This is a genomic window from Cytobacillus sp. IB215316 (assembly GCF_033963865.1).
Lineage (GTDB): Bacteria > Bacillota > Bacilli > Bacillales > SM2101 > Nanhaiella > Nanhaiella sioensis.
Window position 1 is genome coordinate 18,607 of record NZ_JAXBMC010000002.1, and the last position, 16,835, is coordinate 35,441.

The following is a 16,835-nucleotide window of genomic DNA, read 5'->3' on the forward strand; positions in this document are numbered from 1 at the left end:
ACAAATAAATGACGAGGTGGTCTAAATTATGAGTGAAGTGAAAAAGAAAGCTTATCTTGCAAAAGAAGCTTCTCATCAACTGGCTAGCATCACAACTGAACAGAAAAACAAGGCATTAACTGCGATAGCAGATGCACTTGTCCACAATGAGAAGTCTATTATTGAAGCAAATAAAATAGATCTAATGAACGGTAAACAAAACGGTTTAAGTAAGTCTCTACAAGATAGGTTAGCATTAAGCACTGATCGAATTACAGCGATAGCAGACGGCTTAAGACAAATCGTGGATCTTAAAGACCCTATAGGAAAAACAATAGATGAATTTCAACCAACTAATGGTCTATGTATAAATAAAGTCACAGTCCCAATAGGTTTAATTGGCATGATTTATGAGGCACGCCCTAATGTTACAGTAGATGCAGCTGGTCTATGTTTAAAAAGTGGAAATGCAGTCATATTACGAGGCGGGACATCGGCCCTATCTTCTAACATACGTATCGTAGAAATCATGCATGATGTACTTGATAAAACGGATATACCGAAGGATGTTATCCAACTAATATCAAATCCAGACCGATCTTCTGTTAATGAAATGTTAATATTAAATGGCTTAGTAGATGTCGTGATTCCTAGAGGAGGTGCTTCTCTTATTCAAAACGTAATACAAAATGCCACTGTACCAGTTATTGAAACAGGTGCGGGGATTTGTCATACGTATATTGATAAAGAAGCCAATCCTACTATGGCAACAAACATTGCCTTAAACGCAAAAGTTCAACGTCCATCAGTATGTAACGCTATGGAAACACTTTTACTTCATAAACAATTTGCAGAAACTCATTTTCCTTCGCTTGCAAACTTATATCGTGAAGAAAAAGTTCATTTAAAAGGTTGTGCAAAAGCAAAACAAATCGTCCCATGGATTAATGACGCAACAGAAGATGATTACAACACAGAATACAATGATTACACACTAAATATAAAAATTGTTGAGCATATTGAAGAAGCATTAATCCATATCAAAACATATGGAACACATCATTCTGAATGTATAGTAACAGAAAATAGTCAACATGCTGAGTTGTTCTTACATGCTGTAGATGCTGCAGCTGTTTATCATAATGCATCTACTAGATTTACAGACGGTTTTGAATTTGGTTTTGGAGCAGAAATTGGGATTAGCACACAAAAATTGCACGTTCGAGGACCTATGGGATTAGAAGCATTAACATCAACTAAATATCGAATTTATGGTAATGGTCAAACAAAAAAATAAAGCTATTAATCATGTCCCCCTCTTTTTCTTAATTTGATAGGTTTATACAATAATAGCTAAAATTATTAACACCCAAACTAAAAACTCATTTGACAAATAATAGTGTCAAGTGAGTTTTTTTACTAATTTTAAATTTACTAATTACATACTTGTAAGTAACCTACACCTTTTTCTTCAACAAACTCACCTTTTATCTCTCCGACACCTTCTATCGTTATTGAGTTCTTATTAGTAATCGGTTTCGAGGATAGCACAAAATGTATTTTAGTAATATTGCTTATATCACCTTCAAAATAACGAAGAACTGGTTGTTTAATAACATAGTCATTATTGTTAATGATTATCCGTAAAAAATTTTTATCTAATATCATATTGTCGATATGGATAATATTCATTGGATCCATATTACTAATCATAATATTACCTTCTATGTAAAGATGGTAACCTTCCTTATGAATTATTGCATTGAACTCACTTTTCTTTTGTTCCGATACAGCATTAGTAATTTTTCTCGTTTCTTGACTAATTGTTACTTCCTCAACATGAGCAGCTATCTCTTTATGTTCGACATATTGCAAAAGGTACTCATATAAAGATTTATTCGTTTCAAAAAAGTTTTCCTTCCACGACATTGTGATTTGATCTAATAGCAAGCATATAAACAATCCCGAACTATAGCAGCTCCTTCTAATATTCATCATAGAGTCTTTATTATCTAAAAGCTGTTCACCAAATTTCTTTAATACATCATCATTTGATAGAGGGCTTTTATCCATATATGCCTTTAATTCCACGTACCATGCTGGACCCTCTACTGATTCAATAAGTGCTTCATACACAAGAAACTCATCTATTAAGTCTTCTCGTTTTTTCCTGAAACGTAAAAACATATTAATATTTTGTTTCTGTTCTCTCAAGGTGTCTGCCATTACTGCATGATACAAATATTTCCTCTCTTGACTTCGCAACTCCACATTTTCATTACATATAGGATAAGTTATTCCTACAAACTCATTTGGAAATCTCTTCTCATCTTTTAGAAATTGATATCCATGAAATAATTCGTGAACTAATAAAGAAAATATACTTACATAGTCATGATGTTGTTCTAAATTGACTATAGCAGTTGGGCGTTCCTCATATATTATTAATGCGTCTGCAACAAATTGATCGCTTCGCTCTAATTGACAAAATGCTGAGTTTTGAGGCATAAACTTTGGGTGATTGCAGAGATACACATTTTTTTCATCATATAATGCAAAAGCAACCTTTTTAAAATTGGGCCAATATTTTGTAAAATCTAATGCTATAATTTCCTGACATATCTTTTCAATGTTATGTACCACGTTTCCCCTCCTACAAACATCAACCCTTAATTTTCTTAGGTCCACTGTATACTATTGTATTAATCTAAAAACCGTAAGAAAAATTCACTTACAATTGTCATAGTCTTCTATAGATGATTTTTGTATATATAATTTATAAGTTATGAGTAAACTATGAATCATATGACACACAGCACATCTGATTGTTAATACCATTGTATCACAAAGCAATATTATACAATTGAAAAATAACGGTATTATCATTCAGCGAATAATAATGTGTCCGTCTTAAGAATCATTTTTTGATTTAGTATACTAAATCGGACCTGCTAATTGAAAGTCTCACCTGTAGGTTAATTGGTTGTAACTCTTTTACAGCCCCCCCTTACCCATTAAATTTAAACAACTCCTGGATTTTTCAGTTTCATAGGATCAAGAATATGATCCAATTGTTCTTCTGTTAATACATCTAACTTTAAACAAACAGCTCTCACACATTTGCCAGTTAAAATAGCCTGCCTAGCAATTTGTGATGTTTTTTCATGACCTAAATATGGTGTTAGTGCAGTTAGGCTTGGAACATTCCTTTCGATATTCTTCATTATTTTCATTTCATCAGCTTCAACTCTTTTTAAACAATAATTTGTAAAAACATTAAATCCATTCCTCATCATATTGATTGATTGAATCAAATTAAAAACTAATACAGGCTCCATCACATGCAAACCATATTTTCCTGTTTCAGTTGACATTCCAATATTCAGATCATTGCCAACAACATGGTTAGTAATATGATTGATTATTTCGCTTATAACGGGGTTGATTTGTCCTGACATTTCAGATGTAGCAGACAAAGATTTTCTATATAGGCCAGCGTTTGATCCAACCGACATTAACCTTAGGTCGTTACATATTTTAGATATATTTATCATGTTATTTTTTAAAGCTTCAATCACATCAGAATATACAACTGTATGTTCATTCGCATCAAGGATCTGTTCGGTCTTTTTCAGTTGAAATCCACTAATTTGTGATATATTGTCAACAACTAGATCGCTAAAAATACTTACTTCTTTTAGCCTTGTTCCTATGGATTTTGTCCCGATATGAATCTTAAATAATTGATCTTTTGAGTTAGTAATTCTTATAATATCGTGCTGGATCATGTTTTGGTAGTTCTCAAATTCTAGTCCTAAACGTATGGGGAAAACATCATGTAGGTGTGTGTCACTAAAGTGAAATAATTGTTCAAATTTATTTACAATTTGTATTATAACTTGCTCCATATTTCTCATCGTTGTTATTAGTTGATCTATCATATCAAGTGTAGCTAATCGAAACGAAGTAGGAAACACATCACCCGTTGATTGAGACATGTTTACATGGGTATTTGGGCTAATAAATGAATAATCACCTTTTTCTCTTCCGATAATTTCAAGCGCTCGATTAGCAATGACTTCATTAGCGTTCATATTAAGTGAAGCACAAGCACCAGGTTGTATTGGGTCTACGATGAATTGATCATGCAACTTACCAATAATAATCTCATCTGTAGCTTGAACTATAGCTTGTCCTATCTGTTTATCTAATACGCCAATTTTAACATTAGCTAGAGCTGTAGCTTTTTTAACTATAGCGATTCCTTTTATTAATGAAGTATGTACCCGATATCCTGTGATCGGAAACATCTCTATTGCCCTCAACGTCTGTAATCCGTAATATGCAGCTTCTGGAATACCCTTCGTACCTAGAAAATCTGTTTCGCTCCTTTGGCCTATTGCCATCATAATTATTTCCCCCTTCATTACGGTTACAACTTTCTCTTTTTCTATAAATTTAATCAATTATACTATTTGCAAAAAATATGCCAATTAAAAAAGCTGAAAAACCCCGATTTTTCAGCTTTTTTATTGTCGAAAAATAATAACGGGACAAAAAAACGTCCCGTTATCAATCCCATTATCCATTTTTGTTTTATTTTTCGTGTTTTATAGTTTTAAGCTAGACAATGTAGCTACACCTTTTTCTGTAACGACAGTCCCTTTCATCCCCGTATAACTATGAATTAACTCCAAATTATACATCTTTTTCAGTAATCTACGAATCTTGCTTTCACCTAGATCAATTCCTTCACTTTTCGCTAAATCAGTAAGAGCTCTTCTGCCAATACCATTACGCTCATTAATTTTATTTAGCAGCCATAACATGTCTTCATCGATAAAACGATCGTTCTCTGTACATAAATCGTCAAATCTTTCAGACAAAACATACCCTGGTAAGTCTGTAACTTGTATTCTTATAGATGGATTTTTAATGTTTACTAAATATTCAATAACATTAACTAATTCTCTGACATTCCCTGGCCAATGATAACCTACTAAATAGCTAATCGTTTCATCGTCAAAAAAACAATCTAGTGGAATATTTTTCCCATTTGAAAAACGTTTTAAATAATGCGCTAATAAGAGAGGAATATCTTCTCTACGCTCTCTTAAACTTGGAGAGTACAACGGTAATACATTTATTCGGTAAAATAAATCTTGTCGGAACTTTCCCTTTGCTACTTCTTCTTTTAAGTCTTTGTTTGTTGCTGCGATTACTCTAACATCAATTGGAATCCGCTTTGAACCACCTACTCTTCGAACGTCTTTCTCCTGTAACACTCTTAATAATCTAGATTGTAACTCTAGCGGAGTATCTCCAATCTCATCAAGAAAGATCGTTCCACCGTGAGCAAGCTCAAAAAGTCCAACCTTTCCACCTTTTACAGCACCAGTAAAAGCCCCTTCTTCATACCCAAACAATTCACTTTCTAACAAATTTACAGGTAATGCTGCAAAATTCACTGCGACAAAAGGGCCTTTTTTACGCTTTGAGAAATTATGTATAGATTGGGCAAAAAATTCCTTTCCAGTTCCACTTTCTCCTTGTATCAACACAGTTGAGCTACTTAATGACAATCTTTTTGCTAAATTAATATTCTTTACGATCATATCACTATTTCCAATAATATCTTCAAATATATATGTTGCATTATGATCTGTTTTTCTCATACGTCGTCTAAGCTCATATTCTATGTTTTTGATCTCCATTACATCTTCAAAAGTGATTAAATACCCAACTATATAAGCATTCTTTTTGACAGGCACTTTTTTTACTACAACTTCTCTTTCGCTTATTTTCATGATTTCTCTATCAACTTCTTCAACTTGCCATATATGTAGACTCGGCAATACCTCCTCAATTCTTTTTCCTAAGATGATATCCTTTTCTTCTCCTAAAATTGATTGCATTAATTCATTTACTACAGATATTTCTCCCTTTGAATTTAAGTAAATAATCCCATCGTTCGTATTATCTATTATCGTTTGAAACATATTTTTAATCTGCTCTGATTCTTCAGAAATTTTTGTTAATTTTTTTGATAATTTTATTATTTCACTTACATAATCAGATGATAACACTTCACTACTTTCTGACAGTAAATTTAATTCTTGGAGTATTTCTATAATTGTTGTTATGTCTAATTTTCTTATTCCAATATCAATCACTTTGTTAACGCAATCAGGAATCCATTTTGTTTCACCTGGTGTAATAGCTAGTGTTAGTTGTTTATATTGTTTGATTCCTGGATAATAAGGATGGTAATTAATGTGATCGATACCATAATTTTTTAATTGTTTAATAACGTGTAAACTTGAGTCCTTATGATCATTCACTAGTAATACATCAGTACCAGCTGGTATATCTATTAATTCTTTTAAAAATTGATGATTGATAACTCGCTTTGCATAAATATGCTTTACATGCTGTGGTATTTTAATCAATCTTAAATTTTCTATTTGTAAATCTACCGAATTTACAACTATACAATTTGAGAAATCCTCATCTACCGTATCGCCTATACAATACCCTTTTACTTCAATACGATGGCCAGTTATTTCTCGTACTTGTCTACAAATATATTTATTTGTTTCTCTACCTAGGCTCATGACTATTACTTTCTCCACTTTTGCACATCCTATCGTAAATCCTTTGTTTTTATATTATGCTAATAATTATTATACCACCAGATTTGTTGGATGAAGCTTCCAAAAGACCTATTTATTTTGAATACTAACAAAACAAACGTTTCCTAGAATAAAAGGATATAGACTTGTAATTATCCTTATAGGACATTCTGGTTGCATTCGTTCTAAAATATAAACACGTATATGCCTAACAGTTATAACACCTTTTTTACATATACAATTATTTGGTTTGCCTGCATATAACTCACCCTAATGTCCATTATTAGTAATAAGTTCAACAAAGTTTACGAGAAAAACTTGTTAAAAATGAATATAGCCGTAAAAGGCAAAATAATTGATGAAGGGATATGCTTGTGCAAGCTGATACTGATTTTACATATATTAATGAACTAAAAAAACATAACCTGAGTTCAACTCTAATTGAACTCAGGCTCAATATGTCAAAATACTTCTGTTTATTAATAAGGATGTTCATTATTTGTTTGAGATGTAAAATAAACTGTCTGGAATATTTACAAGTACCTTTAATAAATTGTGCAATGCGTTAATTATCATTAAAACTGCCCCATCTAGAAACTATTATCCTTTTTAAATGGCCACCAGTTCGCAGTCCCAAACGTGTTTACCATCACTGGAATGAATAATGGTAATATGACACATGCGTATAATAATAAGCCGACTAACAATATCGTTGCAATTTGTATGAGTGAAAGAACCCCTGAAGGTATCATAGCTGCAAAAGTTCCTCCTAATATAAGTGCAGCTGAAATAATTACTGTCCCCATATTTTTCATTGCATACTGCATAGCTTCTTTTACTGATAAAGATTTATTTTCATTAAATCTATCCATTAAGAAAATGCTATAATCTACACCTAAAGCAACTAACATAACGAAGGCAAAAAATGGTACAGCCCAACTTACTCCTGCATAGCCTAATATATCCACAAATAAAATTTCTGCAAAGGCTACCGAAGTAAAATATGTTAAAATTAATGATAAAATGATATAGATTGGCATAATTAATGATCTTAATAAAATCGTTAGCATGATAAAGATGCCAATGATCATAATAAAGACAGTACGCAAAAAGTCTTCTGATGACATTTTTTTCAAATCTGCATTAATACCTGTTTCTCCACCTATGCCAAACGTTGCATTTTCTAATTTACTACCATTTATACCCCGATATATTGCTTCCTCAATATATTCAATTTGGCTTAGCGCAGCCTCTGAGTATGGGTGTTCATTAAAAATCACATCAATAGTAACGGTCTTTTGATCAGCCGACATGTAGGTTTCAAATACACGACTAAAATCATTATCTTCTAATACATCATTTGGTAAATACCAACCTGTTAAAGCTTCATCAGGAGCAGCAGACAATTCAGCTAGGTAGTCCGTTGCCGTCTCCAATCCCGTATAAACTTCATTTAAGCCAGTAACACTTTGGTCTAAACCATCTGTCAGCTGAGTGATTTGACCACCTAGATCCTGAAAACCGTCCCTTAATTCCTGCTGACCAACAACAATTTGTTCGATTCCACTACTAACACCTGGAAGAGAAACGATTATGCTCTCTTGCCCCGCTGCAAGCCCAGATATACCCGAAGCTAATTGTCCGATATTGTCAATGAAGCCTGCAAACCCATCAGCCAATGCTTCTTGACCTTTAATCGCTTCATCAAATCCTATATTTGCTAGTTCAACACTTTCAACAACATTTATAAATTCGATATTTAATTGTTGTAAACCTGTACCAAGCTCTGTTAAACCACCATATACTTCATTAATTGTACTAGTGATTGCTATAAATTGTGGGTCTTCCGCTAGATCAGGATATTTTTCTGTTATATCTGAGAATTGGCTGCTCACATTTGCTAAAGCTAACTGAAGGTTTTCTAGATTAACTTCAATTTCTTCATAACCTGCTGAAAAACTAGTTAGTCCATTTGCAATCTCATTGTATCCATTGAGTAGTTCAGATTGTGAGTTTGCTAATATTTGAGCATTATGCTGTAACTCCATAAGCCCACCCTTTAATTGGCTTGCCCCGTATGAACTATCCCACATTCCTTGTTCAATTGATTTTAAGCCCTCTGCAAGCCCTGCTACACCACTTTTCAGTTCATTTGTGCCGTTAATCAAATCACTAATACCGTCAGTAGCTTCACTCAACTTAGGTGTATTTTGTGACATTAAGGTGCTAGCTTCTTGTAAACCTTCACTAATCAGCTGAATTCCGTCATTGCCTTCCGCCAATCCACCATTTAGTTCCGCTAGTTGATTTTGAACGAATAACTCTTCAAGTGGCTCTCCAATTGGTCTAGTAATACTTCTAACTGAAGCTACTCCATTTACTGAAGCTACTTCTCTACTAATTTTTTCAATAATGGAAATTGACTCTAAATCGCCCATTGGCTCATCATTTTTAATGACGATAGTTGTCGGTAAAGATTCTCCAGGTCCAAAGCTATCTGAAATAATTTGAAAGGCTTTCACTGAATTGAAATCGTCACCTAATTCATCTAAGTTGTTAAAGGAAAGTTTGTTTTCATAAAAAATGAGAAATGGAGTGACAATGACCAGTACTGTAACTAAAGCGATAATAGGTCGTTTGAAGGTAAACTGTCCAGCTTTATCCCAAAGTTTGCTTTCGCGATGTTCAATTGATTTTTTCACTGGCCAAAATAGTTTTTCACCTAATAGACTCATAAAGAATGGAACAACAGTAAATAATGCAACAAGCAATACCGCGATGCCAACTGCAACCGCTGAAGCAGATTGATATAGCTTAAATGTTGAAAATCCAATAGAAGCAAAACCAATCATTACAGCTATCCCACTGAAAATAACAGTCTTACCAGCAGTGCGATACGTTTCAACTATGGCATCTGAGACATCTTCATGCTTTGATATTTCCTCTTTAAATCTACTTAACAATAAAATACAGTAATCCGTTCCGATCCCGAACAGAATTGCAACGAGGAAAATTTGCGTAAACGTTGAAACTGGGAAGTTAAAACCATCAATTAAGAATGCGACGATTGACTGAGATGCTAAATATGTAAGCCCTACTGTGACGAGTGGAATAAATGGCGCAATGAGTGATCTAAAAACAAAGATTAGCACCAACAAAATAAATCCGACTGTAATGAACTCTGTTTTTTTCAGTCCTTCCTCAGAGTTTACAATCACGTCCTCGTTTATGATCATGGAGCCTGTATAAAAATGATCTACCTTAATATGGTTGATGACGTCATATAAATCATTTGTAATTTCTATAGGCTGACGATTCATACTGTCAACCGTTAATGTTACTAATATTGTTTTACCATCTTCTGATACAAATTGATCTTTTAACTCTTGCTCGTGAAAATGGGAGAGCATTTCAGTGATGCCGAGTTGTTCCTTCTTTGTATCCAATATTTTTACTGCATCTTCCGCTTCTGCTATATCAGCCGTTGAAAGAGTGTTTTCGTCATAAAATACGAGGACGATTTGTTCACCAGATACACCTTGCTCTTCGAGAATTTTATTTGCCAAGCCTGAAGAGTATTGTTCAGGCATAGTTAGTTCGCCTTTTTCTCGAACTAGATCAACGAAGCTGGGTGCCAATAGCATAAGTGACGTTACAAGCACTACCCAGGCTAGTATAACTATCCACTTTCCTTTTAAAACATACTTCATATTTCTCCCCCCTAGTTTATTTATTTACTAAATACATTAATTTTTCATAAGTATTTAGAAAGGAATGAATTTCTTCATCATCAAAATTACTTAAATAAGCACCAACTATTTTATTCACTTTCTGTTCTGTATATTTATAAATCTTCTCTCCTTCCTCAGTGGTAGACAAATATATGACACGACGGTCATGATCATCCCGTGACCTTTTAATATACCCCTTTTCAACTAGTCGATTGATTATAGCTGTTATAGCACTTTTTTGAACATTAAAAATTTCAGATAATTCTGTAGAGATACAAGGTCCAAATTTATGAATGTAACGAAGAATTAAATGTTGATCACTCGTAATGACATCTTGAATTTGCTCTTTGATTTCAGCACCAATCTTTTTCGACACGGTAAATGATGCAATTTCAAAGCGTTCTATCGTTTTCTTTAACTTTTCTTGGTTCATCTATTGCCACATCCCTTTATAGTTCAATTGTTTAACTATTCAACAATTAAACTATAATTTGTGAAGCCAGTTTTGTCAATTTTTTCGTAAATCATATATAAGGTTAATCTAATGAGGTGAACTAAAGGAGGTGAGTTTATTTCTTAAGCTGGCTAAACATTTCGTACTAAAATCAATAGTCACTTATTTTCCAATTTATTATGAAGCGACCATGCAGGGATTTCTCTTGGTTTTATATAATCGAGGTTCTTTATATCTTTTAATTTTGTTAACATCTTTTTATATATAACTTCCATTACACTTTTAAATTTTCAATAGTATTTATCAAAAATCTCCATTCAGTGCTGGATATTAATTGTTCGTTCAGTGTTCAACCATAGAAATACATTTATTATGAGTTATATTTCAACCTGGTTTTAAATCGACAATCATTTTAACATCTCATAAAGTTGTGATTTAACTCAACAGTCATTACTATGTCGTCTTTCTCGCAGTTAGTAATGGCTCGTAAACGATAAAATTGTACCTCATCATATCGACTCCGAATACAAAGTTGTTATGAGTTATAAATTCGACACAAAGGAGCATTTTGACTGTAATATTAAAGACCATAGCATTAAAGCTACAGTCTTTTAGTGTAAACTCATGGGATAAATTAATTCCAACCTTCCAGTATTATCTACCTAGTTCCCATTCCAAGCAATATTTGACCATCACAGCCACCGAAATACATCCCTGCCCCAACCACCATTTGTATCTTTCAATGGATGACTTGAATCCCCAGCATAAGCCGACGCCACTGCTACCACAAGGTAATATTTTTTCAAATCGTTTGAACATTAATAAATTTTTCTAATACATATTTCATTATAAAAAAGGGGATTGCTATTTAGGACATTAATTCTTTACCTATAATATTTTTTTGAATTTTTAATCTTTAAGTTAAGTTTAAATTCCTTCAACACTCTTGTTTCTTAATTAAGTTTCATTGATTTTTCATATGTATAATTCTATAATTGTATATAATAGCATTTAAGAACATATGTTTTTGGAGATGGTTGTTTTGATAGAATTTTTTGAAGCATTACCTTTATTATTATATTTGTTTGGCGCCTATTTGCTTTTAAGTGGAATTAAAAGCATTTTTGAAGAGAGAACATATAAAAAATATAAAATATTAACGAGGATTTTGTTAGGTAATCTAGTGCTATATTGGTCGTTTTCTTCACCCTTTTATTATTATATATATACTGAAGGTCAAGCAACTAGCCTAGAGAGTAAAATAAGACAAGAATATAGAATGAAAGACTCGCATTTTAGTAAATTAACTATTTTTACATATCCAGGGGTAAAGCAGAAAGATTTGACAATAATTAAACAAATAACAAAGGAAACTAATACAGATATTAACATAATATTACCTCTTACAAAGTCCATTGTTTCATCTGCAATTGACAAAAGTAAAGAAAGCAAAGTAAATGGATATAAAGAGGGAATGGATTTTGCGAGCTCATTCTTAAATCGTGAAATTCCTGAAGATATTATAATAATGAAGGATGGTGAAACTGGTGGTTCTGACGGTATGATAATGACTCTAGAATTGATACACCAACTTGGAGATAAAGACTTAATCAAAGGGCGAAAAATCGCAGGAACAGGAACTATAAACAACAAAGGTGAGGTTGGTAGTATAGATGGGTTAGAAATTAAAATAGAGGCAGCAGCAAAATCCGGTTATGAATTTTGTATAATTCCAAAATCGATGGAGAGAAAAGGGAAGAAAATAGTTGAAGAAAATAATTACAGCATCCAATTAATCTCAGTTAAAACGATTGAAGAGGCATATGATTATTTGACGAGTAAATAATTAATTAAGAAATAATATATATTTGGTTGGGTTCGGTCAACCTATACATCAAAAGGTCTTTGCTTTTAATGAGTAGGGACTTTTTAGTTATTAAAAAGTGGTCGAATCCTAAAAATCATCGTTTTGTGATAGTTTTTTAGTTAATAAAATAGATGTGAATTTAAGAGATAAATTGCACTATAAACACTATTTTTCACTATATGCAAATAAATACCAAATTATTCAAAACCATTTAGTTAGTAAACAGGACCACATCCTGCAACATACTTTATTTGGCTTGAGGAAGATAAATAAAGTTATTTTTGAGAGTTTCAACAAACTATAACCTGTTTTTGTTGAACAACAATCCAGGTTGAACATTAGTCTATAAAACTTATAGACTCATTCATCATTATGTTGCCTTCCTCCATAGTTAACCCTCTTAATACTAGTTGCTTCTGAGATATATTCGTCGACCTCCAATAGCAGGGTCAAACAAACTTTGTTTCATGTTTACATTATTATTTGTTTATATAGATCTTAAACTCTAGTTATAATTGTGCATATTCTTAGCAGTGAATAGGTTAATATATATGATGGTATTTTGGAAATAAGCCTCTTATCGTAATCTTTGTTGTTTTTATTCACTTTAATTTGAGAAACTGCGGTTGATTCATTTGACTATTATCCCCTTTATAGAAGGTAAAGATGGCCTTAGCATTCGTTATAATGGTAATTAGTTCTATTAAGCTATAATTAATTCGGTTAAAAATGAAAAAGCCGGCTGCAAATAGAAGCAACACGGCTTTGAGTTGTTGTTTAAGAATTATTGTTCAATTAAATTTGCAATTCGATGTAACAAAGCAGCAGTGTGTGCTCTAGTCGTTTTGCCTAATGGATCGAACGAGCCGTCTTCACGACCTTGAAAAATGTCTCTTTCTTTCATAATCGCTATTGCATCATGCGACCACCTTGATGAATTTACGTCTGAAAAAGGATTTTGTAGTACTTCTGAGACATCCCCGTTACCAAGTATTCGGTACAGTACTGTAGCAAATTGTTCCCTAGTTATGTCGTCATTTGGGTTAAAATTGCCGTTACTGCCTTTAAATATATTATGTTGGGCAATAATTGCAATGTCATTATAAGCCCAGTGCTCAGTAGAAACATCATTGAATGTTTGACTAACTTCTTTTGTTGGCTGTAAATCCAATGCTCTTACTAAGATGGCAGCAGCTTGAGCGCGAGTTAGATGGTCATTAGGTGCGAATATTGATGATGATTTCCCATTTATCCAACCTTTTTCTTTTACAAAAATGATATCAGCAAGCGCCCAAAAGTCAGCTGGTACATCTGAGAAATATCCGGTTTCTTTTTTCGGATTGTCGCTTGTCTCATTGCCTTGATGCCATTCACCATAATAAGTCCAAAATGACGGATCTTCTTGGCCAAGACTCCAGCTCCCTGTACCCTTCAAGTTATACTTATCTACAAGCTTTAGTTTCTCATTATATGATTGTTCGTTTTCGAACCATAATTCATATTTGCCTGGCTCAAGGGGGTCTTTCCAAGATGCTAATTGAAATTCAGCGTCTCCTTCTTTTATTTCAAAGGTAGCTTTAGGAGTTTCATATTCATCCGAATAACTTATCGTTATATCATATGTTTCAAATAACTTGTTCGTTTTAGTGAGTGATACCCCATCTCCGATGATTTTATCACTTTTAGTTTTTTCTTCATCATCCAAATCTTCTAATTTCCAAATACGTCCGTAAAATGGTAGACCCAACACGATTTTATTTGCTGGAACATTGAAATTAAGTGCAGATTCGATTGACTTTTCTACAAATGAAATGCTTGCAACAGGACCCGGGTTACTTCCCCTATATGATTGATCGTAGGTCATTATCATTAAATAATCTGCATAGTTTGCTAGTTTTTCATAATCGTATTGTCCTGCCCAACCAACTGTTGACCCATTTGGATTAGATGCTACTGCTACTGCAATTTCCTTATCTGACGGAAGCTTTGAACGTAAGAGTTTCACAAAATCTGTCATCATATCTCTAACAGTTTCATTTAGACCTTCTAAATCAATATTAATTCCATCTAGATTATAAGTTTCAATTGCTTTAGCAATGTCAGTAGATAATTGTTCTCGATTCTTTAAAGCATTTTCGCCTTGAGTAAAGTCCCAATGATTACTTAAAAAAGGAACAATTTTAAGATTCTGATCATGAATCTGATTAACAAAGTTTGGATCAATGTTTTCTAGTGCTAGATCACCATCATCTGTTAAGTTAAAGTAGTTAGGGCTGACGACATCTAATAGTTCATTTGTATTCTCTATCGATTCTAGATAACTATCATTTGAACCACCATACAAATATGACATATTAAATCGCCCTTCTGCTTGTACGACACCAGTAAGTAAAAAGACAGATACAAGCAGCATTAAGCCTATTTTTTTCATTTCCGCACACCTTTCTCATAGAAGTATTCTGCCCGTAAAATAAAAAAGCCTTCATTTTTATAATCTATTATCTAGGAATGAAGGACAGTTTTCTTTATATTCTACTATACTACAAAAAAGGACATTTTAAATGGATTGTTGCAGAAATGTAACTAAAATGAAACTTTCATTCTTTAAATTATTTCCAAACTTTCATTCTATCAGCTAATGTCGAAGTATGTAGCTCTAGCTGTGTTCCATCAGGGTCAAGAAAGTTAATCGCCAACCCAGTTCCTCTTTTTATTGGACCTCTCACAATTATTACTTCGTTATCATTTAATATGTTAACAGCAGCATCAAAATGATCTTCTGAAATTGAAAATGCAACATGATCTACACTCAGTTGTTCAACTAGTTTGTTTGGATACTGCTCCCGTTCCTGTAAGCATATCCACGCACTTCCCCATTCTAAATAGGCATCTTTCTTCCCTTGGTGAACTAGTTCCATTCCTAAAACTTCAACATAAAACTTAAGAGAGTTAGTGAGGTTACTAATATTTATTGTTACATGATTAAAGCCTTGCACGTGCATTCCTTTTATTTCTCCTTCTATTAAACCGTTGTGATAGACTAATGCTTACTGCTTTAACATGCAACAGTATTCCTTACGTCTACCATCTTATAAGTTATGATAATTGACAATTTAAATCCCAACAAACACCAAACATATCTACCACTTTACCATACTTTGCTCCCCAAAACATGTCTTGAAGAGGCATAATTATTTCTCCTCGTTCTGCTAATTTACTATATACAGTTTCAACTTGATCAACTTTTGAAAACTCGATCGTTAATGTCACTTGGTTTCCTTTCTCGATAGATTGGGTATCTAGGCCATCTGAAAAATAAACTGTTTGCTCTCCCATCTGGAAACGTGCATGCAACACTTTGTTTTTGTTTTCTTCGGTAACTGGCATATCAGGTGCTTCATGAAAACGTTGCAAAGATATAATTTCACCTTCAAAAACATCTTTATAATAGTTTAAAGCTTGTTCACAATTCCCTGCAAAATATAAATATGGTATTATCTTCATTTTACCATCCTCCCTCATAATAATCTTACGAATATTTATTTCTATCTGGAGGATGAAAAACCTCTTTAAAACTTGAAACTTTTGTATGAATCATTCCATTAATATATTCGTACTTCACAACTTCTGATAAAAAAGGATAATAGTTGTTTATGAGGTGACTAGATTCCTTTCTCAAAACATTACCAACATAAATGCATAAGTATTTTCAATGTATGTATTAAAGTAATAACTAAATAAAACAGTTAAATTTTTATTTACATAATATTCTTATGGTAAATTTATAATTATTACTAATACTTCACAAGAACAATGTTGTAGACTAAAGTTGTAACAATATCTGCTTTCTCATTATGTTTATGATTACGTAAAAAAAAGACATTTTAAAAACAACTGTAAAAGTCATACAATTTAATCGCTTACTTAATATCCTTTAAATAGTTTAGCAAATTTACATAGTCTCAATAGTCGTTGTATAACGATTTTTTTATAAAATAAAAAGGATAATTTCTCATTTATTTGAATTTATCCTTTTATTTATATAAATGCGTTTGTTAAAGATCAATATAGTATTGTTATTAATTTTTTAAACATATTTGTTTGTATACTTCTAAATGGCATTTGACTAAATAGAATTGCCCTAGATACCAGACTGTTCTTACACTTAGCTT

Annotated in this window: 10 protein-coding genes; 2 read left to right on the top strand and 8 right to left on the bottom strand. The window is 32.7% G+C overall.

The genetic code is table 11. The features are described 5' to 3' along the window. The first annotated feature begins 28 nt into the window (after positions 1-28). Positions 29-1,276 carry a glutamate-5-semialdehyde dehydrogenase gene (locus tag SLH48_RS04480; protein WP_320257171.1) on the top strand — a complete coding sequence of 416 codons (1,248 nt, stop codon included), beginning with the start codon at positions 29-31 and terminating at the stop codon, positions 1,274-1,276. A gap of 137 nt (positions 1,277-1,413) precedes the next feature. On the opposite strand, the gene SLH48_RS04485 is transcribed toward SLH48_RS04480, so the two are convergent. The 5 genes from SLH48_RS04485 to SLH48_RS04505 form a co-directional block, all read right to left on the bottom strand. Next, complete coding sequence (locus tag SLH48_RS04485; RefSeq protein ID WP_320257172.1) at positions 1,414-2,622, bottom strand: hypothetical protein; 1,209 nt, start codon at positions 2,620-2,622, stop codon at positions 1,414-1,416. Between the two features lie 377 nt (positions 2,623-2,999). Beyond that, the gene (locus SLH48_RS04490) at positions 3,000-4,388 is read right to left on the bottom strand and encodes a lyase family protein (protein ID WP_413785391.1); all 1,389 of its coding nucleotides are present in this window, start codon (positions 4,386-4,388) and stop codon (positions 3,000-3,002) included. A gap of 201 nt (positions 4,389-4,589) precedes the next feature. After that, a complete protein-coding gene (locus tag SLH48_RS04495) occupies positions 4,590-6,611 on the bottom strand; it encodes a sigma-54 interaction domain-containing protein (RefSeq protein WP_320257173.1) in 2,022 nt (673 codons plus the stop codon). 590 nt (positions 6,612-7,201) lie between these two features. Next, on the bottom strand, positions 7,202-10,321 hold the full coding sequence (locus SLH48_RS04500; protein ID WP_320257174.1) for an MMPL family transporter: 3,120 nt from the start codon (positions 10,319-10,321) through the stop codon (positions 7,202-7,204). A gap of 16 nt (positions 10,322-10,337) precedes the next feature. After that, entirely contained in the window at positions 10,338-10,775 is a 438-nt protein-coding gene (locus tag SLH48_RS04505; RefSeq protein WP_320257175.1) for a MarR family transcriptional regulator, read from the bottom strand. 1,063 nt (positions 10,776-11,838) lie between these two features. On the opposite strand from SLH48_RS04505, the gene SLH48_RS04510 reads away from it, so the two are divergent. Further along, a complete protein-coding gene (locus tag SLH48_RS04510; RefSeq protein WP_320257176.1) occupies positions 11,839-12,642 on the top strand; it encodes a S16 family serine protease in 804 nt (267 codons plus the stop codon). An 805-nt stretch (positions 12,643-13,447) separates the two neighbouring features. Here SLH48_RS04510 and SLH48_RS04515 read toward each other — a convergent pair. From SLH48_RS04515 to SLH48_RS04525, 3 genes are all read right to left on the bottom strand, one after another. Continuing rightward, a complete protein-coding gene (locus SLH48_RS04515) occupies positions 13,448-15,094 on the bottom strand; it encodes a glycosyl hydrolase family 18 protein (RefSeq protein ID WP_320257177.1) in 1,647 nt (548 codons plus the stop codon). A gap of 178 nt (positions 15,095-15,272) precedes the next feature. After that, positions 15,273-15,665: a VOC family protein gene (locus tag SLH48_RS04520; protein WP_320257178.1), complete on the bottom strand. Its 393-nt coding sequence runs from the start codon at positions 15,663-15,665 to the stop codon at positions 15,273-15,275. Between the two features lie 94 nt (positions 15,666-15,759). Then, positions 15,760-16,167 carry a VOC family protein gene (locus tag SLH48_RS04525; RefSeq protein ID WP_214481819.1) on the bottom strand — a complete coding sequence of 136 codons (408 nt, stop codon included), beginning with the start codon at positions 16,165-16,167 and terminating at the stop codon, positions 15,760-15,762. Positions 16,168-16,835: the final 668 nt, after the last annotated feature.